At 68.5% G+C, this 24,242-nt stretch carries 27 protein-coding genes; 21 read left to right on the top strand and 6 right to left on the bottom strand.

Features of this window, described 5'->3' with window-relative positions; translation table 11 throughout:
* Window positions 1-66 precede the first annotated feature (66 nt).
* Window positions 67-885, bottom strand: a complete 819-nt coding sequence (locus AB4Z55_RS08320; protein WP_257881349.1) for a CDP-diacylglycerol diphosphatase — start codon at window positions 883-885, stop codon at window positions 67-69.
* A 275-nt stretch (window positions 886-1,160) separates the two neighbouring features.
* Here AB4Z55_RS08320 and AB4Z55_RS08325 point away from each other — a divergent pair, with 275 nt between their 5' ends.
* From AB4Z55_RS08325 to AB4Z55_RS08335, 3 genes are all read left to right on the top strand, one after another.
* Window positions 1,161-2,054: an SHOCT domain-containing protein gene (locus AB4Z55_RS08325; RefSeq protein ID WP_231895807.1), complete on the top strand. Its 894-nt coding sequence runs from the start codon at window positions 1,161-1,163 to the stop codon at window positions 2,052-2,054.
* A gap of 149 nt (window positions 2,055-2,203) precedes the next feature.
* On the top strand, window positions 2,204-3,175 hold the full coding sequence (locus tag AB4Z55_RS08330; protein ID WP_064569480.1) for an alpha/beta hydrolase family protein: 972 nt from the start codon (window positions 2,204-2,206) through the stop codon (window positions 3,173-3,175).
* Between the two features lie 79 nt (window positions 3,176-3,254).
* On the top strand, window positions 3,255-4,001 hold the full coding sequence (locus tag AB4Z55_RS08335; protein ID WP_369519527.1) for an alpha/beta fold hydrolase: 747 nt from the start codon (window positions 3,255-3,257) through the stop codon (window positions 3,999-4,001).
* A 146-nt stretch (window positions 4,002-4,147) separates the two neighbouring features.
* On the opposite strand, the gene AB4Z55_RS08340 is transcribed toward AB4Z55_RS08335, so the two are convergent.
* Window positions 4,148-5,083 (bottom strand): oxygenase MpaB family protein, encoded by a 936-nt coding sequence (locus tag AB4Z55_RS08340; protein ID WP_369519528.1) that lies wholly within the window; start codon window positions 5,081-5,083, stop codon window positions 4,148-4,150.
* Window positions 5,084-5,169: 86 nt separating this feature from the next.
* Between AB4Z55_RS08340 and AB4Z55_RS08345 the strand changes: the two genes are divergently transcribed.
* The 10 genes from AB4Z55_RS08345 (at window position 5,170) to AB4Z55_RS08390 (ending at window position 12,563) form a co-directional block, all read left to right on the top strand.
* Window positions 5,170-6,150, top strand: a complete 981-nt coding sequence (locus AB4Z55_RS08345) for an o-succinylbenzoate synthase (protein ID WP_369519529.1) — start codon at window positions 5,170-5,172, stop codon at window positions 6,148-6,150.
* Between the two features lie 123 nt (window positions 6,151-6,273).
* Window positions 6,274-6,510 carry a hypothetical protein gene (locus tag AB4Z55_RS08350; RefSeq protein WP_369519530.1) on the top strand — a complete coding sequence of 79 codons (237 nt, stop codon included), beginning with the start codon at window positions 6,274-6,276 and terminating at the stop codon, window positions 6,508-6,510.
* A complete protein-coding gene (locus tag AB4Z55_RS08355) occupies window positions 6,507-7,139 on the top strand; it encodes a TetR/AcrR family transcriptional regulator (RefSeq protein ID WP_369519531.1) in 633 nt (210 codons plus the stop codon). Before AB4Z55_RS08350 ends, AB4Z55_RS08355 begins: the two co-directional genes overlap by 4 nt.
* A 79-nt stretch (window positions 7,140-7,218) precedes the next feature.
* A complete protein-coding gene (locus AB4Z55_RS08360) occupies window positions 7,219-8,148 on the top strand; it encodes an SDR family oxidoreductase (RefSeq protein WP_004020584.1) in 930 nt (309 codons plus the stop codon).
* Window positions 8,145-8,768 (top strand): hypothetical protein, encoded by a 624-nt coding sequence (locus tag AB4Z55_RS08365; protein ID WP_369519532.1) that lies wholly within the window; start codon window positions 8,145-8,147, stop codon window positions 8,766-8,768. Before AB4Z55_RS08360 ends, AB4Z55_RS08365 begins: the two co-directional genes overlap by 4 nt.
* Window positions 8,765-9,301 (top strand): hypothetical protein, encoded by a 537-nt coding sequence (locus AB4Z55_RS08370; RefSeq protein ID WP_369519533.1) that lies wholly within the window; start codon window positions 8,765-8,767, stop codon window positions 9,299-9,301. Before AB4Z55_RS08365 ends, AB4Z55_RS08370 begins: the two co-directional genes overlap by 4 nt.
* Before the next feature lie 31 nt (window positions 9,302-9,332).
* A complete protein-coding gene (locus tag AB4Z55_RS08375) occupies window positions 9,333-9,971 on the top strand; it encodes a hypothetical protein (protein ID WP_101822407.1) in 639 nt (212 codons plus the stop codon).
* The gene (locus tag AB4Z55_RS08380; RefSeq protein WP_354562592.1) at window positions 9,968-10,546 is read left to right on the top strand and encodes a hypothetical protein; all 579 of its coding nucleotides are present in this window, start codon (window positions 9,968-9,970) and stop codon (window positions 10,544-10,546) included. Before AB4Z55_RS08375 ends, AB4Z55_RS08380 begins: the two co-directional genes overlap by 4 nt.
* Before the next feature lie 82 nt (window positions 10,547-10,628).
* Window positions 10,629-11,822, top strand: coding sequence for an NAD(P)/FAD-dependent oxidoreductase (locus AB4Z55_RS08385; protein WP_369519534.1), 1,194 nt, complete (start codon window positions 10,629-10,631; stop codon window positions 11,820-11,822).
* A gap of 6 nt (window positions 11,823-11,828) precedes the next feature.
* Complete coding sequence (locus tag AB4Z55_RS08390; RefSeq protein ID WP_369519535.1) at window positions 11,829-12,563, top strand: DNA alkylation repair protein; 735 nt, start codon at window positions 11,829-11,831, stop codon at window positions 12,561-12,563.
* Here the strand turns inward: AB4Z55_RS08390 and AB4Z55_RS08395 are convergent.
* From AB4Z55_RS08395 to mftR, 3 genes are all read right to left on the bottom strand, one after another.
* Window positions 12,560-12,949 (bottom strand): hypothetical protein, encoded by a 390-nt coding sequence (locus tag AB4Z55_RS08395; protein ID WP_064569479.1) that lies wholly within the window; start codon window positions 12,947-12,949, stop codon window positions 12,560-12,562. The two genes, AB4Z55_RS08390 and AB4Z55_RS08395, sit on opposite strands and share 4 nt — an antisense overlap.
* A 52-nt stretch (window positions 12,950-13,001) precedes the next feature.
* Window positions 13,002-14,060 (bottom strand): 2Fe-2S iron-sulfur cluster-binding protein, encoded by a 1,059-nt coding sequence (locus AB4Z55_RS08400; protein ID WP_369519536.1) that lies wholly within the window; start codon window positions 14,058-14,060, stop codon window positions 13,002-13,004.
* Window positions 14,061-14,190: 130 nt separating this feature from the next.
* Complete coding sequence (gene mftR / locus AB4Z55_RS08405) at window positions 14,191-14,808, bottom strand: mycofactocin system transcriptional regulator (protein WP_248643391.1); 618 nt, start codon at window positions 14,806-14,808, stop codon at window positions 14,191-14,193.
* A gap of 160 nt (window positions 14,809-14,968) precedes the next feature.
* Between mftR and mftA the strand changes: the two genes are divergently transcribed.
* The 5 genes from mftA (at window position 14,969) to AB4Z55_RS08430 (ending at window position 19,060) form a co-directional block, all read left to right on the top strand.
* On the top strand, window positions 14,969-15,076 hold the full coding sequence (mftA, locus tag AB4Z55_RS08410; RefSeq protein WP_033204074.1) for a mycofactocin precursor MftA: 108 nt from the start codon (window positions 14,969-14,971) through the stop codon (window positions 15,074-15,076).
* Window positions 15,076-15,429, top strand: a complete 354-nt coding sequence (mftB, locus tag AB4Z55_RS08415; RefSeq protein WP_064569451.1) for a mycofactocin biosynthesis chaperone MftB — start codon at window positions 15,076-15,078, stop codon at window positions 15,427-15,429. The genes mftA and mftB overlap by 1 nt, the downstream gene beginning before the upstream one ends.
* 139 nt (window positions 15,430-15,568) lie before the next feature.
* Window positions 15,569-16,864: a mycofactocin radical SAM maturase gene (gene mftC, locus AB4Z55_RS08420; protein WP_369519537.1), complete on the top strand. Its 1,296-nt coding sequence runs from the start codon at window positions 15,569-15,571 to the stop codon at window positions 16,862-16,864.
* 108 nt (window positions 16,865-16,972) lie between these two features.
* The gene (gene mftD, locus AB4Z55_RS08425; RefSeq protein WP_064569449.1) at window positions 16,973-18,172 is read left to right on the top strand and encodes a pre-mycofactocin synthase MftD; all 1,200 of its coding nucleotides are present in this window, start codon (window positions 16,973-16,975) and stop codon (window positions 18,170-18,172) included.
* A 75-nt stretch (window positions 18,173-18,247) separates the two neighbouring features.
* Window positions 18,248-19,060: a mycofactocin-coupled SDR family oxidoreductase gene (locus AB4Z55_RS08430; protein ID WP_004020571.1), complete on the top strand. Its 813-nt coding sequence runs from the start codon at window positions 18,248-18,250 to the stop codon at window positions 19,058-19,060.
* A gap of 256 nt (window positions 19,061-19,316) precedes the next feature.
* Here the strand turns inward: AB4Z55_RS08430 and AB4Z55_RS08435 are convergent, their stop codons facing one another.
* On the bottom strand, window positions 19,317-20,429 hold the full coding sequence (locus tag AB4Z55_RS08435; RefSeq protein WP_369519538.1) for a CaiB/BaiF CoA transferase family protein: 1,113 nt from the start codon (window positions 20,427-20,429) through the stop codon (window positions 19,317-19,319).
* Window positions 20,430-20,625: 196 nt separating this feature from the next.
* Here AB4Z55_RS08435 and mftE point away from each other — a divergent pair, with 196 nt between their 5' ends.
* From mftE to mftG, 3 genes are read left to right on the top strand one after another with little or no spacing between them, the layout of a single operon-like run.
* Window positions 20,626-21,321 carry a mycofactocin biosynthesis peptidyl-dipeptidase MftE gene (gene mftE / locus AB4Z55_RS08440; protein ID WP_239399778.1) on the top strand — a complete coding sequence of 232 codons (696 nt, stop codon included), beginning with the start codon at window positions 20,626-20,628 and terminating at the stop codon, window positions 21,319-21,321.
* Window positions 21,318-22,856: a mycofactocin biosynthesis glycosyltransferase MftF gene (mftF, locus tag AB4Z55_RS08445; RefSeq protein ID WP_369519539.1), complete on the top strand. Its 1,539-nt coding sequence runs from the start codon at window positions 21,318-21,320 to the stop codon at window positions 22,854-22,856. Before mftE ends, mftF begins: the two co-directional genes overlap by 4 nt.
* Window positions 22,853-24,202: a mycofactocin system GMC family oxidoreductase MftG gene (mftG, locus tag AB4Z55_RS08450; RefSeq protein ID WP_369519540.1), complete on the top strand. Its 1,350-nt coding sequence runs from the start codon at window positions 22,853-22,855 to the stop codon at window positions 24,200-24,202. The genes mftF and mftG overlap by 4 nt, the downstream gene beginning before the upstream one ends.
* The last annotated feature ends 40 nt before the right edge of the window (window positions 24,203-24,242 follow it).

The raw sequence follows: 24,242 nt of genomic DNA on the forward strand, positions 1-24,242 counted from the left end.
GACTCTCTGAGTCGAAGGCGCCCGGTCACGAAAGTGACCGGGCGCCTTTGTCGTTGCCGGCGGGCGTCAGGCGCCCCAGCCGTAGATGATGTCCATCAGACCAGTGCCGGCGCCACCCAGCTTCGGGTTGCTGTTGAGGACGAAATACGTGTTGGGCTGACCGGCGTCGACCACGGCGATCGATTGCTGCTCCATCGTTTCACCGGCCGGCAATTGACCGTTGAGAACTCTGAACAGATTGGGCAGGCCGCCGGTGTACTTGACGACGCGGAAGTGCCGGGGCACTGCTGATTTCAGCGGATTCACTCGCAGCACCACATCGTTCTTCGTCCAGCTTCCCAGATGAGTCTGCGGATTCGTGATCGCCTTCAGATCGGCCAGCGTGTCCGGATGTACCTGCGCGAGATGGATATGCAACTGATCCTGTCCGCGTCTCTCCGCGGAGTTCACCCCGATCGCGATGGGCTTGATGGGGTTCTTGGCGACGTATTTGCCCGCCTGCAGCCACGCAGTGCTCCACAGGTTCAACTCGGTTTTGCCGTACAGATAGGGGCATTCGATGCCCTTGATCCTGTTGGTGGGCAGAAGCAGGAAGTCGTCGTCGTGGCCCTTGTGGTCACCTCCGTTGCGGATCGCATATGACTTCGGATGCTTCGGATTCGGCTGGTACTTGGGTCCCGGCTGCACCACGTCGAGGTTGTCGCCGATCTGCCCGGGGTTGGTGTCCCGGACCTTCCCCCAGAGGTAGAGGCGCACGTCCTTGTTCGGATCGTCGGTGCTCTGGCCGCACTTCTGCTGGGTGGGCCCAGGCGTCGGTGGTGCCGCCGAGGCGACGCCGCCTCCGCTCAGGGCGGTGCTCGCGACGATGGCGGCGGTGACGGCCATCGACGAGAGGAGCCGGGTGAACCGATGCGAGTGGGTGTCGGACATGGAAAACCTCTCGATGGTGAGCCTCGGCGTGCACATCTAGGCGCCGAGTGTGCCACCGAGCCACCCGGATGTGGCGAGAACCCGCAGATCAGGCATGTTTTGCTCAGCTAAGGGGCCGAGGTCTACGCGTTTCCGGCGCGACCTCTCATCGGCGCCGGAGCGTCGTTCCAGGGGGCGACGCGTCGACCGTCCGGCTTCCCCCGCGCGGGGTCCGCGAATACAGTTCGCGCATGACCATGTTCGGAGAGTCGGGGACCGGGCCTCGTGTTCCTGCCCATGTGTGGAGTGCGGTGGGCACTTTCGCGTTCGTGATGCTGTGCGGGATCGTCGGGCCGATCTTCCTCGTCGCCTACTTCGTGATCGACGCGCCCGACACCGAGTGGATGCTGTGGACCGGGATCGGCGTCACGGTTCTCGATGTCCTTCTCGGCGTGGGAATTGCGTGGTTCAACTACCGGGGCGGCGCCAAGCTGGAACGCCTGCGCGCGGCCGGGGTGATGGGCGTCGCCGAGATCACCTCGATCGGTCAGACGGGCGTGGAGATCAACGACCAGCCGATGATGAAGCTGGGTCTCCGGATACGAGCCGCCGGGCTGGCGACCTTCGAGGTCTCGACCCGTAAGGTCGTGCCGTACTACCAGCAACCGCTGCTCTCGGCCCGACGCCTGGCGGTGATGGTCGACCCCGAGACCCAGGACTTCGAGATCGACTGGCAGGCAACAGCATTGCTCGCCGGTTCGGTGCCCGCGCGGTTCACCTCCGAGGAAGACGGGCGGACTTACGATCTCACCGGCCAGGCGGAACCGCTGGGGGAGATCCTGCAGATCCTCGGACGGCACGGGGTGGCCGGCAGCGGAGTGATCGATCTGCGTTCGAATCCCGAGGCGCGCGCGGAGGTGATGGATGTCGTCCGCGGCTGGGCCGGCGTCCGGGCTGACGCGACGGGGCCGTCCCGGGGCGACTCACCGTCGTTCGAGAAGTCCGGCGATGGCTCGGGTCGGACGGCGGACACCGGCCGATCGCCGGCCGAGCGTCTCGCCGCCCTCGATGATCTGCGTCGGACCGGGACGATCTCGGAGGAGGAATACGCGCGGGCGCGTCAGCGCATCGTCGACGACCTGTGAAGTCGCGAATCGATGTGGTGATGATGCATCAGCTATCACATCAGAAACTTCGGTCACTATAGTCACTGTGGTCACCGGTCGGTATCGATGTCGATGCCCTGTGGTCACAGGTGTGGCATCGCTGTCCGCCGTCGAATTACTGTTCGTCGGTGCAGTTCTCACTCCGGCCTCGTCGTCTCGCGCGCAGACGACGAGTGCTTGCTCTCGCTCTCACGCTCCTCGCCGTGGTCGGCGTCGTCACCATCGGTTCGGGCAATGCGTCCGCCGCTGCGACATACGGCAGGTTCTCCGTGTCCGGCTGCGGTATGCCGAGCACCCCGGTGGACACGTGGACCCGCTGGGGCAACTACAAGACCGTCATCGCGCTCGACGGCCTCCGCGCGACGAGCGACATCAGCGGGTGGCGTCGGGACACGCGTGTCCAGCGCATCGCCGACTCCGGTGTCAACGTGATCCAGCCCGTCGGGGGTCTCGCGAGTTTCTACACCGACTGGGAAGCGGCGAGCCCGGCCAACAAGATCGGCTATCGCTACCGGTGGACGTGTCGGCTGGACACGATCGTGCGCGAACTCGACGCTCGCGGTCTCGCCGTCGGCCCGCTGGGCAAGTACGCACTCATGGGTATCTCCATGGGCGGCAACGCCGCGATGGTCTACGGGGCGTACCACCGTCAGCGTGTCTCGCATGTCTTCTCGATGTCCGGCTACCTGAACCTGTCCGCGCCGACCATGCGCGAGGCCGTCCGGCTCGCACTGATCGACGCCGGAATCGGCGCGGGCGTGGGCCCGTTCAGCGCCGACGCGATGTGGGGTCCACCGTGGAGCGATCGCTGGACGCGTAACGATGCACTCGTCCAGCTGCCCCGCATGCGCGGGATGAAGATCCGCATCGGTTCGGGATCGGCGACGTGGGGTCCGCACAATGCCGACGCCGTCGCCTCGGTCAAGGGCACGCCGCTGGAGGTCGTGTCGTTGGCACAGACCCGGTCGTTCGAGGTCGCGGCCGCGCTGCAGGGGATCCCGATCACGACGGACTTCCCGTCGGTGGGCACCCACACCTGGGGGTACTGGGAGGACATGGTGTGGCGCGCCAAGAAGAGCGGCTGGTTCCGCGACCGGTGAGAACCGAACGGACAGGAGCGCGAACGGTCGTGTGGACTGTGACGGCCACCGCATTCCCGGCGCTCGTAAGCTGACTGTCATGCGTGTTCTGCGCCGAGCCGGCGACCCCGATCTCGCGGTCCGGGTCGCGGGCGAGACCGATCGTGGGGTGCCCGTCGTCCTCGTGCACGGCATGGCGTCGGATCACTCGACCTGGCGTCCACTCGCGGCCGCACTCCGCGCCCGGGGACGGGCGGTGATCAGTGTGGACCTCCGAGGCCACGGACGTAGCGGCCGAGCTCGAGATGTCTACCGGCTCGACGACTTCCGCGACGACCTGGCCTACGTCCTCGACACCCTCGGCGTCGCGGTGGCCGACGTGGTCGGCCACTCGCTGGGCGCCCACACCGCCTTGCGGTTCGCGATGCTCGAGCCGTCCCGGACTCGGCGTCTGGTCCTCGAGGAGGTCCCGCCGATGCCCCGCGACGAGGCCGACCTCTCCGAGGGCATCGCGATGCGCGCCACCCTGGGTGAACAGATCCGTGGGTTGATCGCGCTGGCGCGCAACCCCTTTCCGGTCATCCGGTTCGACGGCCGGATGGGCGACCAGATCGTCGCCGAGTTCGACGTCTGTGCACCGCATTGGTGGTCGGAGCTGCCGGACGTGCAGGCCGCGTCATTGGTCATCTCCGGTGGCGAGAAGAGTTTCCTTCCCCCACGCCACCTGCAGACCCTGAGCGACGCCCTGCCCGACTCGCGGTTCGTCACCATCGACGCAGGCCACAGCGTCCACCGTGACCGGGCGGCGGAGTTCGTCAGCCAGGTCGACGGATTCTTGGGGCACTGACCCTTCGAGACGCTCGCGCGCTCGCTCCTCAGGGGGCGGCGGGGTCGCGCACGCTCCCTCCTCAAGGGGCGGCGGGGGTCGCGCACGCTCGCTCCTCAGGGGGCGGCGGGGTCGCGCACGCTTCTCAGCTCAGGGGGCGGGGGAGGTCAGGCGGGCTTGTTGTGCAGCGGCCGCGGGTCGATCCCGACCTTGCGCCAGGCGTCGTAGGCCCATGGAACATAGAGATACTTGAGCGGCAGCCGGTTGATCAGCGGATTGGCGGCACGCATGAGCGCCGCGAAGCGTTGAAAGTTTCTCTCGCGCCGATCATTCCACTCGAGCTCGCAGACGTCACGCATCTGCTGGGGGAGAGTGCCGACGACCACCGTGCGGATGAATGCGTTCAGCGGAGCCGAGACGACCTTCCAGGCCGGCGCGGGGATCTTCTTGGGCCGGGGGAGTCCCTGCCGGATGTATCCCGTCGCATAGACGATGGTCTTGTGCGGGACGAACCGGTCGAGCATGTCGTCCCAGTACTCGACGAATTCGTCGTAGGTCTGCGGTTGCCCTCGGTCGCTGACCCCGTAGAGCTGGTACCAGACCTTGCTCTCTTCGAAGATCTGGACCTTCTCGGCGTAGCTCAGGCGTCGGATGAAGGTGTCGGTGATGAAGAGGACCTGGTCGACGAAGGTCGCGTGGGCCCAGTAGAAGAGTTCCGGGTTGAGCGCGTGGTAGCGCGACCCGTCGCTGATCGTGCCCTTGATGTCCTTGTGGAAGTCGCGCACCGTGCGACCCCACTTCTCCGGCTCGGTGCTGTAGACGGTGCGCATGACGGGCGGGCCGGTGCGCTTGGCCCGGCCGAGGAAGTCGCTGAAGATGACCGAATGGTCCAGGACGGCCTGGCCGAGTTGTTCGATGCAGTTCTCGGTGCCGGCCAGGCGCTGGAAACCGAGCAGGCCGCGGTTGTCGCCGTAGAACTTCCACACGAGCGAGTCGGCACCGAGGCGCGGAGAGGCGATCTCGCCCGCGGTGTCCGGAGTGTCATCGATGATCCTCGGTTCCGCCTCGCGGATACCGGCATCGAATCCCTGGTTGACTGACATGGCGGCGAGACTATCGCACTTGGAACAAACTTGGAAGGTCGTTTCAACGAAGCGGGTGATCCGCGTTCGGAGAGAGAGGTCGGACGATGCGCGACGAGCAGGACTGGGTCCTTCCGGATGTCGAGGACGTCCTCGCATCCGCTGTGGCGGTCCGACTCCCGATGCGCACCAGGTTCCGCGGGCTCACCTCACGCGAGACGATGGTCTTCGCCGGTCCGGCGGGGTGGGGTGAATTCGGGCCGTTCCTCGAATACGACGATCCGGAGGCGGCGTCGTGGCTGCGGGCCGGTCTCGAGGCGGCGTGGGTCGGGCCTCCCGTGGCCGTTCGCGACAGGGTCCCGGTGAACGCGACGGTGCCCGCGATCCCGGCCGAGGAGGTCGCGGCGCTGCTCGAGCGCTACCCCGGTGCGGGTACCGCAAAGGTCAAGGTCGCCGAAGCCGGGCAGACGCTCGACGACGACGTCGCGCGGGTGGCGGCCACGCGTGCGGTGATCGGCCGGGTGCGCGTCGACGCGAACGGGGGGTGGACAGTGGACGAGGCCATCGCCGCCCTGCGGGCCATCGGTGACGTCGAGTACGCCGAACAGCCCTGTCGCACGGTCGAGGAACTCGCCGCCGTCCGTCGGGCGGTCGGGGTGCCGATCGCGGCCGACGAGTCCATCCGTAAGGCGGACGATCCGTATCGGGTGGTGGCCGCCGACGCCGCGGATGTCGCCGTGGTCAAGGTGGCGCCGCTCGGCGGCATGCGGGCAACGCTCGCGCTCGCCGAGAACATCGGGCTCGAGATCGTGGTCTCGAGCGCGCTCGACAGCGCGATCGGGATGGCTGCGGGGATCGCCGCCGCCGCCGCGCTGCCCCGCCTGGAACTGGCGTGCGGACTGGGTACGGGGACGCTGCTCGCCGCGGACGTCGCGACGTCGTTCCAGATGGTCGACGGCGGCGTCGACGTCCGATGGTTCGACGCCGACGCCCCGATCGACACCGGCGGACTCTCGCTGGGACCCGACGGTCAGCACCGGTGGCGGGAACGTCTGCGGCGATGTCATCGCCTCCTCGCCGGTCGGTGACGGTGCCCGGGCGTACCTCGCGGTAGAAACGGTTTTTCCGATCTGTCTCAACATGGTCTAGTATGCGATGTGGGTCACATCATCGGGGTGACTCACTCACGGTCTGAGCGGGAGGGGATGGGCATGCGTTCGGTTCTGGCGGCTGCGCCCGCAGGCATCGGGCTGTCCGAGGCTCCCTTCTCGCACGGCGTCGCGATGCCGGAGACCGAGGACGGTGCTCTCGTCGGCCGCATCTGCCGCAGCGGCGGGTTGTATTTTGACCTGATGGAGATCACGACGATCATGCATCCCACGCCGGGCGGTGGCCGGCTGTCGGAACCCGCGGAGAACGAGCTCCCTGTCACCTCGCGGCGGCGATGACCGTGGCAGATACCGGGACGAAGACCGACAGCAGGACCCGGACGTCGACGCGTAAGGTCCGGAACACCGCGAGCCCGGCCGACCAGGAGGCGGCGATCCTCGCCGCTGCCGGGGCCGAGTTCGCCGAGGTCGGCGTCCGACGCGCCAACATCGACGAGGTCGCCGCGCGTGCGGGGGTGAGCCGCAGCACCTTGTACCGGCGCTTCCCCAACAAGGACGCGCTGCTCTACGCGGTGGCGAACGACGCCTACGAGACCGGCATGCAGAAGCTCGAGGCCTCGGTGAAGGGACTCGGTCCCAAGGCCGCACTGGTGGAGGCGTTCGCGGTCGGCGCCGAATGGGTCAACTCCGACCCGTTGCTGAGCCGGATCGTTCTCACCGACTCCGAGATCAAGAGCGTCACCGCCAAGATGACGTCGATGTTCATCGACATGGTCACCGACCGGGTGGCCGCGACGCTCCGCGACGAAGGCGCACAGATGCCCGTCGAGGACTTGCTGGAGGCCGTGGAGATCCATGTGCGCCTGGTGATCTCGCTGCTCGAGACGCCGCCGTCGGACCCCGCGCGCAACGAACCGCAACGCGTCCGGGACTTCGCCGCGAAGTTCCTCGCACCGATGATCTGGTGACACCCTGTCGGAGATGAACGGCTCGCTCCGCTCCGCTCCGCGCTGACCGATTCCGTTCACTTCCACCTAAGGAGATCCAATGAGTCTGCGCGACAGGCTGTCCCGCACACCCGACCACGCGGCCATCCGCGCCGCGTTGCGGGACAAGGTCGTGGTCATCACCGGTGGCGCGCGGGGCATCGGATTCGAGACCGCCACCCAGCTGTTCGACGCGGGGGCGAAGGTCGCCATCGGCGACGTGGACTCCGAAGCCGTGGGGAAGGCCGCCGCCGACCTCGGCATCGAGGGCATCGAGGTGGACGTCACCAAGCGCGAGTCCTTCGACGCGTTCCTGACCGAGGTCGAGGCTCGACTGGGGCCGATCGACGTACTCGTGAACAACGCCGGGATCATGCCGGTCGGTCCGTTCCTGTCCTACGACGACACGATCATCCGCCGGACCTACGAGATCGACGTCCTGGGTGTGATCATCGGATGCCAGGAGGCGGCCCGCCGGATGGCGCCGCGCCGGACCGGTCACATCGTGAACATCGCCTCGACCGCCGGACGCATACCGACTCCCGGCCTCACGATCTACAACGGTGCCAAGGCAGCCGTCATCGAATTCTCCGAGGCGCTCGGCGCCGAACTCGAGCCGCAGGGCGTCACGATCAGTGCAGTGCTGCCGACATTCACGCGGACCGCACTGATCTCGGGTCTGCAGACCAACAAATTCATCCAGACCGTCGAGCCCGGTGAGGTCGCCTCGATCGTCGTGCAGACGATCGCGCGGCCGGTCACCCGCGTCTACGCGCCGCGGTCGATGCGGTGGGCCGAGTCGAGTCCGCTCTTCCCGCAGGCGATGAAGCGGCTGTCGCGCAAGCTGACCAAGCTGGACTCGATCTTCCTCAGTCCCGACCAGCAGGCCCGCGCCGCATACTCCAGCCGAATCCGCGGCGAAAAGGTCGAGACGAGGGCGGCGGGCGAGCGCCTGACATCGCCCCAGGAGAGCACGCCCCTGTCGTCGTGAAGGCGGGGGGTACGAGCGGGCGGGCGGCCGCCCCGTCCGGGTCGCATGAGCTGGATGCCGATCGGGCGGCCAGACGCGAGCTGCGCGACGCGCTGGACGAGCTGCACCGGATCGAGGTCGACGCCGGTCTACGGCGCCGACTTCCCCGGCGTCGGTGGGTGGTCGCCGGCCTCGTGCTCGTCGTTGCGCTCGGGCTGGCCGGTGTCGCGCTCACCGCATGGACGCGGGACCGCGCGCACTACTCCGATGCCGAACTCCAGTCGGCCGCAGCCGAACGCGTCGAGGTGCTGATCGCGCCGGACAGCCGCGACGACCGGCGCGCCCAGCGGATCCTCGCCGGTGCCACCGGGGCCTTCTACGACGAATTCGCTCAGTCGGCGGACAGCTACACCGAATTCGTCCGCGCCAACGGCACTGTCGCGGAGTCTTCGGTCGACGGCACCGGGATCTCCGTCCGCGACGGCGATTCCGCCACGGTCCTCGTGGCCGCCACCGTGGTCTTCGCCGGCCAGAACGCTCCGGGCGCGGCCGACGACCAGGCGCGCCGATTCCGGTTGCGTGTCCTCGTCACGCCGGCCGACGGAAGTCTGAAACTCGGGGCGGTGCAGTATCTTCCATGAGTTCGCTGACGAAGTCCGGAGCCGCCGGATCGGGCCGGGGGCAGACGACACAGCCGGTCACCGCACGAGCCGCCGCGGTCCGCATCGCGATCGCATCGGTCGTACTGGTGACCGCCCTCGTCGTCGTGCTCGCGCTGTGGGAATCGCAGCGGGCCGGCGCCGAGGTCGCGCACAGCCGGGATCAGCTGCGAACACAGGCCGGCGCGATCGTCTCGGACGTCTTCTCCGTCGACGCGGGCAGATGGCAGCAGGACCGGGCCCGCGCGCGGGCTCTGGTCGCGGACGACTTCACCGACAGCTACGGCGCTCAGCTCGATCGGCCGCCGCCCGAGGGGACGTCGTCGGTCACGTGGCGCCCTGAGATCGTCAGCGTCGTCGCAGCCGACGGCGAGGAGGGGGAGGCGTTGGTGCGGGTGTCGGTGACCGTACGCCCGGACGCCGGGCCGGCGACGACGGTGCGCCGCTCGGTCCTCGCCCGGTTCGTCCGCATGGACGACGCCTGGCTTCTCGCGGCGGCGGATGTGATCGGATGACTGCGCCCGCGGGCCGGAGGCGGTGTCGGCGATGAACGAGACCGGTTCGGCAAGAGTCGAACTCGCTCGCGAGCGGGTCGACACGGCGGTGCGCCGCGCGCGCACCGCCCGGATCGCCGCGGCCCCGGCGCTACGGTCGCGTGCCTCACGACGGACGCGTCTGCTGCGCCGGGCCCTCATCGCAGTGGCGGTCGCCGTGCTGCTGCTCGTCGCGGTGGCCGGAGTGTTGAGCTGGCAGATCCGCGAACAGCATGCGGCGGCGGCCCTGGCGGATGACGTGCTCGCATCCGCACGCGGAGCCGTCACCGCCATGCTCACCGCCGACCCGACCGACCCCGAGGGATATGTGGCCGCCGTCGCCGCGGTGAGCACCGGCTCGCAGCGGGAGCGGATCGACGCCGCCCGCGACGCCCTGGCGGCGGAGGTGGGTGGGCAGGCGGTTCCGAGTGTCGGGCAGATTGTTTCGGCGGGACTCGTCACCGACCCGACGTCCGACGAGATCGGCAGCAGCGTCGACGTCCTGGTCGTCGCCGACGCGACGAACCCGGCGCTCCTCGGGGAGCCGGGCGACGGTTCGGAGATCGACACCACCGGTGAGCGGATCACGGCCCTGGTCACGATGACCAGCACCGAAGACGGCTGGAAGATCGCCCAGGCGAGGCGTCCGTGACCACCACCGAAGGCCGGGAAGCACTACCGGCACGGCCGACCCGCCGCCAGCGCGCTCGTCTGCGACTCGTCGTCGCCGCGACGGTGCTGCTGCTCGTGATCGCGGTGATCGCCGGCGCGGCCACGTTGCGTCCGGACTCCGACCCGACCGACGATCAGCGCGCCGAGATCCTCACGGCTGCGGCGGCGGCCGTGGGTGCGGTGCTGACCTATTCGCCCGATGACCCTGCCGACCGGCGTCGCGCGACCGACGCGTTGCTCACCGACCCGCTCCGCCTGGACTACCGCAACCGCGGGGCCGATGTCGTGGTGCCGGGTGTCCGTGCGTCCGCGCTGTCGGTCCGGGGCGAGGTCGTCGGTGCCGGTCTGCACGAGGCTGATTCGGACCGGGCGCGGGTGCTGGTGTTCGTCAACGAGGTGGTCGGACGGAGCGCGGGCGAAGAATCTACAGACGTTAGGCAGCCCGCCGACGGAAAACCTGCGGCGACCCCTACCGCGCGGTGGGCACTTATGCGTAAGGTCGACGGGAATTGGCTGCTGTCCGACCTGCAACCGGTCGGCGATGTGACCCGTTGAGGCACCCGTGCCCCGGGGCGGTCCGCGCGACCGCCGGGCTCTGACCGGTGTCCGCGGGAGGGACGACAAGAGGGGACGAGAGATGAGTGGATCGAGCGCGGGCGTGGTCGTCGTCGGTGCCGGGCTTGGGGGTGTCCGGGTCGCGGAGAACCTGCGGAACAACGGGTTCGCGGACCCGATCACGCTGGTCGGGGCGGAGGATCACCCGCCGTACGATCGTCCGCCCCTGTCGAAGTCGGTGTTGCTGGGCAAGGACGACCGCGTGGACCTCAAGCCTGCGGAGTTCTACGACGGGGCCGGCATCACGTTGCGGCTCGGCGATGCGGTGAGCGCGGTGTCGCCGGCGGAGCAGACGATCACGCTGGCCTCGGGCGCCACCGTCGCCTACGACACCCTGGTGTTGGCGACGGGCCTCGATCCGCGGCCGTTCCCGGGTCTGCCCGAGAAGGTCAGTGGTGTGCACGTGCTGCGCACCTACGACGACGCGGTGGCGCTGCGCGGTGAGATCGATTCCGCGAGCACCGCGGTCGTCATCGGCGCCGGTTTCATCGGATGCGAGGTGGCGGCCGGACTCGCCACGCGCGGGCTGTCCGTCAGTCTCGTCGAGCCGGCTGCGACGCCCCTGGCGGTGGCGCTGGGGGAGCAGATCGGCGCGCTGGTCTCACGGCTGCATGTGGCCAACGGCATCGATCTGCGGACCGGTGTCGGTGTCGCGAGCATCGTGGTGTCGGACGGTCGGGTCGAGGCGGTCGAACTCACCGACGGCACGATGTTGCCCGCCGACATCGTCGTGGTCGGTATCGGGTCGACTCCGGTGACCGGTTTTCTGGAGGGTTCGGGAATCGATCTCGCCCCGCGTGAGGTCGGTGGTGGGATCGCCTGCGATGCCACCGGTCACACCAGTGCCGAAGGTGTCTATGCCCTTGGTGATGTGGCGAACTGGCTCGACGGGGAGGGGCGGCCCACACGCGTCGAGCATTGGAACCACACCGTGGAGCAGGCGTCGGTGGTGGCCCACCAGATCACCGGTGGCGACGCGGTGACGGCGTCGGTGGCCTACTTCTGGAGCGACCAGTTCGACGTCAAGATCCAGGTGCTCGGTGCTCCGCGCGCCGATGACGAGGTCCATCTCGTCGACGATGACGGAAAGAAATTCGTCGCGTATTACAGCCGGGGCGGTGTGCTCACCGGTGTGGTGGGCGCAGGCAAGGTGGGTGCGGTGATGAAGACCCGGCCCAAGCTCCAGACCCCCACCCCCGTGGCCGATCTGCTGTAGCGACACATGTCGGACGCGCCGACCGCAGCGCAGGTGCGTGATGCGGCAGCCGAGGTGGCCGATCCGGAGCTCGCGCTCGGGCAGGCCGCGTTCTTCCAGGCGCGGCCCGGGGGATACGGAGAGGGCGACGAATTCCTCGGAGTCCGTGTCCCCGTGCAACGGAAGCTGGCGAAGGGGTTCCGCGGCATCGGCCCGGACCAGGTCGTCGAACTACTCGATTCGCCGGTGCACGAGCACCGGCTGATCGCCCTGTTCATCCTCCGCCAGGAGTTCGACACCGAGCTGCGCGGCGGTGGCGACGGGCGGGGCTGGGTCGACCTCTATCTCGACGCCGTGCGCCGGGGCCGGGTGAACAACTGGGATCTCGTCGACTCCTCCGCCGATCCGGTGCTCGGCGAATACTGCCGCCGCACCGGCGAACTCGACCTCATCCTGCGACACGCGGGGGATGACGACCTGTGGCGGCGCCGGGTGGGGATCATCGCGACCTTCGCGCCCATCAAGCGCGGTGACGCGACGGCACTGCTGGCGGTGGCGCCGCTTGTCCGCGACGACCGCCGTGATCTGATCCAGAAGGCGTTCGGCTGGATGCTGCGCGAGGTCGGCAAGCGTGTCGACGAGGCCGTCCTGCTCGACTACCTCGACGACAACGCGGCCCGGATGGGACGGACCGCGCTGTCCTACGCGCTCGAGCACCGGACCGCAGACGAACGCGCGCACTACCGTGCGCTCCGGCCTTAGCCCTCGCGCGCGACCTTCGCCGCGGCCCAGATCATCGGGAACTGGAAAGGCAACCGGGCGAGAGCGACGATCTTGTAGGGCAGCGGCTTGTTCCACCAGAGCCGGACCATGTTGATGTTGGCCGGGTACACGGCGAGGAACAGCAGGACGGACAGCGCGCCCGCGGCTCGTCGGGTCTTCGGAGCGAGAAGCGCTGCACCCAAGCCGATCTCGGCGACGCCGGACGCGTAGGTCAGGGTCCGGGGATCGCCGGGGATCTCTTCGGGGATGATCTCGTCGAACGGTTTCGGCGCCACGAAGTGCAGCACGCCGATGCTGATGAGCATGGCTGCGAGGCCACGTGCGAGCTGGGTGGGATCGAGCCGGGAACCGCGGATGGTGCTCACGTCGTCGTACTCCTTCGGTAGAACTGCGACTGCACGGACTCGACCCACTCTGTCAGAATTCGATCTTCAGGGTGTCCGATGTGGGGTGCGCCTGACAGCCGAGGATGTAGCCGTCCTCGATGTCCTCGGGATCGAGCGCGCCGGCATTGTCCATGTCGACGCTGCCCTCGGTGAGAGTGCATGCACACGAACCGCATTCACCTTCCTGGCAGGAATACGGCGCATCGAGTCCGGCGGCGAGCATGATGTCGACGAGAGTCCGCGAGCGCGGCCAGGTCAGGGTATGGGTCTCACCGTCGAGTTCGACCTCGACGGTGGCCGCGCCGGCCTGTTCCTCCTCACTCACCTCGTCGAGTTCGACGTCGGCGAACGGGTCGCCGGACAGGGAGTTGTAGACCTCGGTGTGGACGTTGTGGTGCGGGAAGTTCGCGTCCGAGAGGCCTTTGTGGACGGCATCCATGAACGGGCCGGGCCCGCACATGTAGGCGACGTGCGACGTCGCGTAGGGCGCGAAGGCCGTTGCCAGAGCGGTCGCACTCGGCAGACCCTGGAGAGACTCGAGCCAATGGACGAGGGTGAGCCGGTCGGGGTGGGCGGCCAACAGGTCGCGGAGCTCGGCGGCGAAGATCACGTCGGCGACATCGCGGTTGGCGTAGAAGAAGACGATCGGTGCGTTGCCCTTCTCGAGGGCCGCCTTGAGGATCGACATCACCGGTGTGACACCGCTGCCCGCCGCGATGAGCAGCAGCGGGATGTCATAGGACTTCGGGGTGAACACGCCCGATGGCGGCAGCACCTCGACCTGGGTGCCGGGAGAGAGGTTGTCGCACACCCAGTTGGATCCGTAGCCGTCGGCGGTGCGTTTCACGGTCACCTTCGGCCGCGGGTCGGTGAACGGCGACGACGCGAGCGAGTAGCAGCGCGCGACCGAGCCGGTCTGCTCGCTCGGAATCCGTAGCGTGAGGAACTGCCCCGGTTTGTAATCGGTGAACGGCTTCGGCGAGGCCTCGGGTACCTCGAAGGCGATGGACTTGGCCTCGGCCGTCTCGTCGATCACCTCGGACACCGTGAGGATCACGCTGCGTGAACCGTGAGGGGTCAGGTCAGACATGTGCGCAGTCTCCGCCGTCGAGGACCGGCAACCGGCCCAAATTAGAACACGTTCTACTTCAGCCTAGCGTAACGACCGGGGTTCCCACGAGGGGCTTCCCGTCGATCCCGCGCAGCCGTTGCCAGCGTAGTCACGCCAGGGCTGCCACACCGTCGGCCACCGTCCGCGCGCCGGACTCGATCAGACCCTCCAGGTCGGCCTCGGGGTCGTCGAGCCATTTCTCGTAGGCCGCGAGCGCGGCGCCGAGACACAGCCAACCGATGGTCTGCGGCAGGTGATCGCCGACTCCGACGCCCAGCCGGGAGGCGCAGAACTCGGCGATCACCTGCCGCCAGTCGGCGTAGACGATCATCGAATGTGCTTGTAGCGCAGGCACGCCGAGGAGGAGTGACATACGCCGCCGGTGATTGTCGAGTTCCTCGGCGGGTACCCGGTTGAACGACACGAGGGCGTCGACGAGGGCTTCGGCCATCGGCGTCTCGCGCGGGATGCCGGCCAGGAGTGTCCGTAATTCGTCGAGATGGTCGTCGAACTCACCCCAGGGGATCTCGTTCTTCGACGAGTAATAGCGGAACAACGTGCGACGGGCGATGCCCGCCGCCTCGGCGATGTCGTCGACGCTGGTGTCCTCGAAGCCCCGGTTGGTGAAGAGGTGGATCGCGAGTGCGCTGATCTGCGCACGTGACGTGATGGGGCGTCGGCCCGGGGGCGTGCGTGCGGGCTGATCGTTGTGCGGCGTCGTCGTCATCTCCGACCTCACCTTATGGGACCCGTGGGATACGGGATCACGGAACCGGTCGACCTGGCCGTTCGGACAGTTGTCGCCTGCCCTCTGGATTTATGCACTCAGTGCCACTATAGTTTGTCGTGATCCGCATCACTACCCGATCAACCAGGAGGTATGGATCATGGCAGATCAGTCCGCTGCAGCAGCTCACAGCACGAACGACACGGAGCTTCTCGCCGAGTCGCTCGTCGAGGAGGTCTCGATCGACGGGATGTGCGGGGTCTACTGATGTCAGCCCCGACATCGAATCCGATCTCCGGCGACCGTTCCGCGGTCGCCGGGGTCCGGTTCGACTCCCCAGCCGAGGCGCCCGGTTTCGACACCCTCGAGCCGTGGCAGCTCAACCCGAAGGTCGCGTTGCGCCCGGAGCCGTTCGGCGCGCTGTTGTACCACTTCGGTACGCGCAAGCTGTCGTTCCTCAAGAACCTCACCGTTGTCGGCATCGTGAAGTCGTTGGCCGATCACGACTCCGCGGAGGCCGCGCTCCTCGCCGCCGGGGTGACGCCGGCCCAGCGTCCCCTGTACCTGCAGGCGCTGACCGCGCTCGCCGACAGCGGCATGATCGTGCCGCGCGCCGCCTGACCCGCCGACCCCGCACGGCGATGCCGGCCGGTACAGCCCCCGGTTCGATCCACATCGTCGCCGTCGTCGCCCGCCTCTGATCGCCCGGGCCCGGCGCCCCAGCCCGAAACAGCCAGCCCCGAATGCAAGGACCTCAACGATGACGACCATCGAGATGCCACCCACCGCAACCGAACTCGCGGATTCCCTCCGTGCGCCGATGCCGCCCGCCGGCGACGTGCCCAAGGTCGGCCGACTCGTCGACCAGTTCGAGAAGGGGCTCGACGCACCCATCTGCCTCACCTGGGAGCTGACCTACGCGTGCAACCTCGCGTGTGTGCACTGCTTGTCGTCGTCGGGCAAGCGGGATCCCCGCGAGCTGTCCACCGAACAGTGCAAGGCCATCATCGACGAGCTGCAGCGCATGCAGGTCTTCTACGTCAACATCGGTGGCGGTGAGCCGACGGTGCGTCCGGACTTCTGGGAGCTCGTCGACTACGCGACCAGCCACCAGGTGGGGGTCAAGTTCTCCACCAACGGTCTTCGCATCGACAAGAAGGTCGCGGCCCGCCTGGCGGCGTCGGACTATGTCGACGTCCAGATCTCGCTCGACGGTGCGACTGCGGAGGTCAACGACGCGGTCCGCGGTCCCGGCTCCTTCGACATGGCGGTCCGGGCGCTGGAGAACCTGGCCGAGGCGGGTTTCGCCGACGCGAAGATCAGTGTCGTCATGACCCGGCAGAACGTCAGCCAGCTCGATGAGTTCAAGGCGCTCGCCGACCGCTACAACGCCACCCTGCGCATCACACGGCTGCGTCCCTCGGGCCGTGGCGCCGATGTGTGGGACGACCTGCATCCGTTGCCGCAGCAGCAGCGTGAACTCTACGATTGGCTTGTCGCGCACGGTGATCGGGTGCTCACTGGCGATTCGTTCTTCCACCTGTCGGCGTTCGGTTCGGATTCCGGTGGCGGCCTGCCCGGTCTCAATCTCTGTGGTGCGGGGCGCGTGGTCTGCCTGATCGACCCCGTCGGCGATGTCTACGCCTGCCCGTTCGCCATCCACGAGAACTTCCTCGCCGGCAACATCCTCTCCGACGGCGGTTTCCAGGAGATCTGGCAGCGGTCGGATCTGTTCACCGAGCTGCGCGAGCCGCAGAACGCGGGAGCGTGCACCAAGTGTGCGCACTTCGATGCGTGCCGCGGCGGCTGCATGGCGGCGAAGTTCTTCACCGGACTTCCGCTGGCCGGACCCGACCCGGAGTGTGTGCAGGGGTACGGCGAAGAACTCCTCGCCGGCGAGCGGATGAAACCGACTGCGAACAAGGATCATTCGCGGGGCACCCCGCTGACCCTGATGACCCGGCGTCCCGACGGCGACCTGACCCCGGTCGCGTCGCGCCCCACCAAATCCTGTGATGAGAACCCGCTCGCCGGGTTCACCCCCGCCGCGCGGTAGATCCACCCGCGGTACGTTCCGGGTGCACCGGGTCCCGGCGGGACCCGGAGCGCCCGGCCCCATGAGTGCCCGGCCGGCGCTCATGGACGATGAATGAGTAGGAAGAACATGGCTGCCAACCCCTGGGCGAGAAACCCCTGGTTCGAGACCGTCACCGAAGCACAGCGCCGGGCCAAGAAACGTCTGCCGAAGTCGGTGTACTCCTCGCTGGTCGCCGGCACCCAGGCCGGTGTGACCGTCGACGACAACGTGCGCGCGTTCTCCGAACTCGGCTGGGCGCCGCATGTCGTCGGTGCACAGTCCGACCGCGAGATGACGACAACGGTGATGGGCCAGGAGATCTCGTTCCCGGTGATGATCTCGCCCACCGGGGTGCAGGCCGTCGACCCCGACGGCGAGGTCGCGGTGGCGCGAGCCGCCGCGGCGCGCGGTACCGCCATGGGCCTGTCGAGCTTCGCCTCGCACGCGGTGGAAGAGGTCACCGAGGTCAACGACAAGGTGTTCTTCCAGATCTACTGGCTCGGCAGCCGGGATGACATCCTGGCCCGCGCGGAGCGCGCGAAGGCGGCCGGCGCCAAGGGCCTGATCGTCACCACCGACTGGGTGTTCAACGTGGGCCGCGACTGGGGCAGCCCCGAGATCCCGGAGAAGGTCGATTTCAAGGCCCTACTCCGTCTGGGGCCGGAGATCGCGGTCAAGCCGCGCTATGCACTCGACTGGGTCAAGGGCGGCAAGATCAACATCCCCGACCTGACCGCGCCCAACCTCACCCCGCAGGGTGTCACCGGTCCCACGTTCTTCGGGGCCTACGGGTCGTGGATGAACACGCCCCCGCCCACATGGGAAGACCTGCAGTGGCTTCGGGAGCAGTGGGGCGGGCCGTTCATGGTCAAGGGCATCACCCGCCTCGACGACGCCAAGCGGGCCGTGGACATCGGCGCGACGGCGCTGTCGGTGTCCAACCACGGCGGCAACAACCTCGACGGCACTCCCGCGACCATCCGTCTCCTCCCGGACATCGCGGCTGCGGTCGGCGACGACATCGAGGTCCTCCTCGACGGCGGTATCCGTCGCGGCAGCGACGTCGCCAAAGCACTCGCGCTCGGTGCCCGCGCGGTCATGATCGGCCGCGCGTACCTCTGGGGTCTGGCCGCCAACGGCCAGGCCGGCGTGGAGAACGTCCTCGACCTCATGCGCATGGGACTCGACGGCGTGCTCATGGGCCTCGGACACAAGAGCGTCCACGAACTCTCGGCCGCCGACCTCGTCATCCCCGACGGCTTCACCCGGTCGTTCGGCGACGCCTGACCCGTCCCCGTGGCGGTGAGAATCTGCCGGTGAGAACCCTGGGGAAGCAGAACTAGAACGTGTTACAGTTCTGCCATGGGACAGTTCGACGGCAAGGTCGTCTACATCACCGGCATCGCCCGTGGTCAAGGTCGCAATCATGCGATCCGGTTCGCCCGCGAGGGGGCCGCGATCGTCGGCCTGGACATCGCGGGACCGATCATCGACCACGCGACCTACCCCGCGGCGACCGCCGACGACCTCGCCGAGACGATCCGTCTCGTCGAGGGCGTCGGCGGGAAGATCCTTGCGCGGCAGGGTGACACGCGTGATCTGGCTCTCCAGCAGCAACTCGTGGCCGACGCCGTCGAGCAGTTCGGCCGGCTCGACCACGTGGTCGCCAATGCCGGCGTGCTGACCTGGGGCAAGGTCTGGGAGCTCAGCGAGGATCAGTTCACCGACGTCATCGACATCAACCTCGTCGGTGCGTGGAAGACGTTGAAGGCCACCATCCCGGCGATGCTCGAGGCGGGCAACGGGGGATCGATCACCGTGATCAGTTCGGTCGCGGGCCTGAAGGCGATGCCGCTGCAGGCGTCGTACTCGGCGTCGAAGTACGGGCTGGTCGGACTGACGCAGACGACCGCCAAGGAGCTCGGGCATCACCGAATCCGGGTGAACAGCGTGCACCCCTACGCGGTCGACACCCCGATGGGCGTGGCCGACACCGAAGCCCACCGGATCTTCGGAATCCCGTGGGTCAATCCACATTTCACGTCGATCCTCGACTACCACCCCGTCGCTGCGCTCGACGAGATCTCCGACGCGGTGCTCTACCTGGCCTCCGACAGCGCTAAGGGCATCACCGCGGCCGAGTTCCAGATCGACATGGGGCATTCGAAGGTCTGAGGCGCGAGCGAAGCGAGCCACATTCTGCTCCCTGAGGCGTGAGCGAAGCGAGCCACGAAGGGCGACGTGAGTTGTCGCCCTTCGTGGCTCGTCGCTTTCGCTCCTCGCACCTCAGGGGGCGGGGGTGGGTCGCTTTCGCTCCTCGCACCTCAGGGGGCGGGGGTGGGTCGCTTTCGCTCCTCGCACCTCGGGGGGCGGGTTTGGTCGCTTTCGCTCCCCGCGTTCGGTCCTCGCGCCTCGGGGAGCGGGTCGTTCGTCAGTCGGCCCAGAGGGTCGACGGATCGGTCGCCTCGGTGGTCGGGCCGGCCGGGGTCTCCGGCTTGGTGCGGGAGAAGCGCGGAGCGACCTGGGCCTGGGTCACGCCGTCGATGTCGACGAGGTTGGCGCGCGCGGCCATGTGGGCGTCGGCGGGTGCCTCGGCGAAGGTCAGGACCGGCGAGGTGCAGGCGTCGGTGCCCTCGAAGACGCCGGCCCATTCGTCGCGGGTGCGAGTCTTGAAGGTCTCGGTGAAGACCTCTTTCAGCTTGCCCCACTGGGAGATGTCGTTCTGGTCCGGCAGATCGGCATCGGCGAGTTCGAGGCCCTTGAGCAGTTCGGCGTAGAACTGGGGCTCGATCGCGCCGACCGCCATGTACTTGCCGTCGGAGGTCTCGTAGACCTCGTAGTACGGGGCGCCGGTGTCGAGCATGTTGACACCGCGGGTGTCGCTCCACAGGCCGGTGCCGCGGAAGGCCCACATCATCTGTCCGAGAACGGAAGCGCCGTCGACCATGGCGGCATCGACCACCTGTCCCCGCCCGGAGATCCCGCGCTCGAGCAGCGCCGCGAGCACGCCGACGACGAGGAACATCGACCCGCCGCCGAAGTCGCCGGCCAGGTTGAGCGGCGGCACCGGGCGATCATCCTTGCGTCCGATGGCGTGCAGCATGCCGGTGAGCGAGATGTAGTTGATGTCGTGCCCGGCCAGGTTGGCGCGCGGCCCGTCCTGGCCCCAGCCGGTCATGCGTCCGTAGACCAGTCCCGGGTTCACCTTCTCCAGATCATCTGGTCCGAGTCCGAGCCGCTCCATCACGCCGGGGCGGAAACCCTCGAGGATCACGTCGGCCTTGGCGACGAGGCCGAGGATGGTCTCGCGGTCGTTTTCGTCCTTGAGGTTCGCCTCGACGACGCGCCGGCCGCGGAGGAGGGCGTCGGCGTTGCGGCCCGGCGTGGGCAGTGAGCCGGGTCGCTGGACCCGCACGACATCGGCGCCGAGATCGGCCAGGAGCATGGCGGCATGCGGACCGGGTCCGATGCCGGCGAATTCGATGACCCGGATCGAACTCAGTGGGCCGGGCTTGCCGCTGTCGCGTGGTGTGGCACTGCTCATGGGTGTCGTCCTCCCGATCGTTGTACTGCGCACTGTGTCAGGTGTCACTGGATGCACCAAGCATTCCACAACCGATCGAACGCTCGTCAGGGTGGTCCGCAGCGGAATCCGGGCGCGTTTTTCGCTTCGTTTTTCGGGCGAGACCGACACACTCGCAAGCACCATCGCTAGCATTGGTCGAATGACAGGGCCATCGATGTTGGGGCAGTGCAACTGGCCAGACCTCGACGGGCAGGTGATCACCCTGCTGGTGCCCCTCGGCTCGGTCGAACAACACGGTCCGCACCTCCCGCTCGACACCGATACGCGCATCGCCGCGGCGATCGCCGAGCGCGTGTGCGGACGATCGGAGGCTTCCGGACTCCTGCGGGCCCCGGACCTCAACTACGGTGCCAGCGGTGAACACGAGGGCTTCGCCGGCACCATCTCGATCGGGCACGAGGCGCTGCGCGGCCTGCTCGTCGAATACGGCCGCAGTGCATGCCGGTGGGCGGCGCGCGTGGTGTTCGTCAACGGGCACGGCGGAAACACCAGGACGCTGATCGAGGCGGTGACCCGACTGCGCTACGAGGGCCGGGACGTCGCCTGGTTCCCATGCGCGTTCGACGGTGCCGATGCGCACGCCGGGTTCACCGAAACATCTGTGCTGCTGCATGTTTCGCCGTCGGTCGTCGACCCCTCGCGCGCGGTCGCGGGCAATCGGGAGCCGGTGGGCGCGCTGCTCGGTGCGATGCGGTCGGGCGGCGTCGCCGCGGTGAGTCCCAACGGCGTCCTCGGCGATCCGGACGGCGCGAACCCCGACGACGGTGCGAGCATGGTCGGCGACGTCACCGATCGGCTGTGCGCCGCGCTCGACTCGTGGCAGGTCGACGATCTGGGGCGTCTGGGATGACCGCCCTCGACGACTCGGCTCCACGTCGCTGTGCCGAGAACCAGGATGGGAGCGCGGAGGGCGCCGCAGCTCGTGGCGACTCCGACTCCGCGGATCGTGAGGGCGAGCCGGCGGCGGACGCATCGACGGGAACGCACACGGGTCTGCCGGACGGGTTCCAGGTGCAGATCGACCTGCGATGCGCGAAGGCCGGCGACTTCCGCTACCTCGTCGGCGGATCGCCGACGCGCCTGCTGCGCATGTCCGACACCGCGCTCGGGATGACGTCCGAGGATGGACGAATCGAGGTGTGCGACAACGTGACCCGACGTCTTGCGCGCGCACTGCTGGACGCGGGGATCGCCAATCCGCGGCCGATGTTCGGCCCGCAACCGGAAGATGTCACCGTGGTCGTCCCGGTGCGCGACAACCAGGACGGTGTCGACCGCCTCCTCGAGGCCCTCGCCGGATTGGCCGTCATCGTCGTCGACGACGGCTCCGCGACGCCGATCGAGGCGGATCGCCCGACCGCCCGGGTCCTGCGCTTCGACGACAATCGCGGCCCGTCGGCAGCGCGGAACGCGGGAGCGGCGGCGGCGACGACCGATTTCGTCGCCTTCCTCGACTCCGACGTCGTGCCCGACCCGGACTGGCTCACGATCTTGCTCACGCACTTCTCCGATCCGACCGTGGGACTCGTCGCGCCGCGGATCGTCGGGCTGCGATCCGACGACGACGCCATGACGACATCGCTGGCCGAGCGCTACGAGAACGGCTGGTCGTCACTGGACATGGGTCCCGAGGAGTCCGCGGTGGCGCCGTCCACCCGGACGCCGTACGTGCCCAGTGCCGCGATGGTCGTGCGGCGCAGTGCATTCTGCGGATTCGATGAGTCGCTGCGGGTGGCCGAGGACGTCGACGCATGCTGGCGGATGCACGCGGAGGGATGGCGGATCCGCTACGACCCGGTGGCACGCGTCGCCCACGAACACCGCACGGACCTGCGTTCGGTGCTCTCGCGCCGCTGCTTCTACGGCACCGGCGCGGCACACCTGGCCTCCCGCCACGGCGACCGCGCGGCGCCGATGAAGATGTCGGTGCCGATGGCGGCCGCGGTGGTCGCGCTGCTGTCGCGGACCCGTTTCGGTGCTGCGCTGGCGATGATCATCCTCACCCATCTCGCGGTGCGGATGCGCCGCCGGCTCGGTGACCTGCCCTCGGCGCCCCTGGTGTCCGCGCAGATGACCGGGCGGGCCGCCGGGTTCGGGTTGCTGCAGGCCGCCGATGCGATCTGCCGCCACTATTGGCCGGTGGCGTTGCTGCTCGCGCTGGTGTCGAAGCGGTTCCGCACCCTCGCCGTGCAGGTGGCGATCGTCGAGGGGGTGGTGTCCTGGGTTCGGGATCTGCTCGCCGATCCGACCAGCCCACCCACGCTCGGGCCGTTGCGCTACATCCTCATGCACCGCCTCGACGATCTGGCCTACGGCGCCGGGTTGTGGCAGGGAGTCATCGCCCATCGAGACCCGGAAGCATTGCGCCCGGTCATCTCTCGATGACGGCGGCCGATCGGTCGCTCACCGCAGACGTTGTCATCGTCGGTGCCGGCAGTGCCGGGTGTGTGCTCGCGGAGAGGCTCTCGCGGGAGCCGGAGCGCACGGTCGTACTGCTCGAGCGGGGGCCCGCGGGGTTGCCCACGCCGGCCGACCTGGACCTTCGGCGACTGCCGATCGACGACGCTGCGCCGCACGCCGTCCGGCACGCCACCGATCTGGGGGTGTCCGCGGCCCGCGGTTCGGCACTCGGCGGCTCGTCGGCGGTGAACGGCGGGTACTTCCTGAGGTGGCATCGAGACGACTTCGCGTCGTGGCCGGCCGGATGGGAGCCCGACGCCATCGCCGACGCCTATGACGAACTGGACGCGCCCGCGGGCACCATGGGTGTCGAACCCGTGGCCGACGACGAACTCGGCGACGCCGGACGCGCTTTCGAACGCTACTGGTCGGAACGCGCGCCGGTGCGCCCGATCGCGCAGCGGTGGCCGGTGGTCGGGCTCAACCGGGTGTTGACCAACCGGAGCGGAGTCGCGCGCCGATCCGCAGCCGACGCCTACCTCGTCCCCGCGCTCTCGCGTCCCAACCTCAGGGTGCTGACCGGGCGGGTGGTCGACCGCCTCGACACGGTTCGGGGTCCGACGGTCACGGGCGTGCGTGCGGGGTCGCTGAGCGTGAGGGCCGGGGAGGTGATCCTCGCCGCGGGCACTCTCGGGACCGCGGGAATCCTCCTCCGGTCGGAACTACCGGGCCTGCCGGGATCGGGCGCACCGGGCCGCTCGGATGTGAGGTCGTTGACGGCCGGGGAGCACCGGGGCCTCGCGGTGTCGTACTCGAGGCGGTCACCGGCCGATGCCGGCATGGTGCTGCCGACTGTACTGCACACCGGGAATGGACTCGAGATACGTTGCTATCGAGACGATTTCGCTTCCCACATTCGCGGTCTGCCCGCCAGTGGGCCGATTGTCGAGGTGACTGCGATGCGGCACTCGCCGGTGCGGCTCGTCGCAGACCACTCACGTGTACGGATGGAGTTCGTCGAGCCCGACCCGGACACCGCAACCTCGCTGCGCACGGCTGCCGCGGGGGTCGTGGAGATGCTGCGGTCGCCGGAGTTCGCCGACGTCGTCGTGCCGGGTAGCGTCCGGATCGCCGATCGCGCCGGGTTCTCCCAGCATGCGTGGGGGACCGTGCCGATGGGAATCCGGACCGATTGGCTCGGCGGCGTATCCGGGACCCGCGGCCTGCGGATCGTCGACGGGTCCATTCTGCCCGGTAGCGGCCGCAGCGGTCCGCACGCGACCATCATGATGATGGCGAGCCGCATCGGCACGGTACTCGCACAACGGTGAGTCGGACCACCCCCGAACGCTCGCGGTCCGGTCCGGGTCT

This window comes from Gordonia sp. ABKF26 (assembly GCF_041103195.1).
Classification (GTDB): domain Bacteria; phylum Actinomycetota; class Actinomycetes; order Mycobacteriales; family Mycobacteriaceae; genus Gordonia; species Gordonia terrae.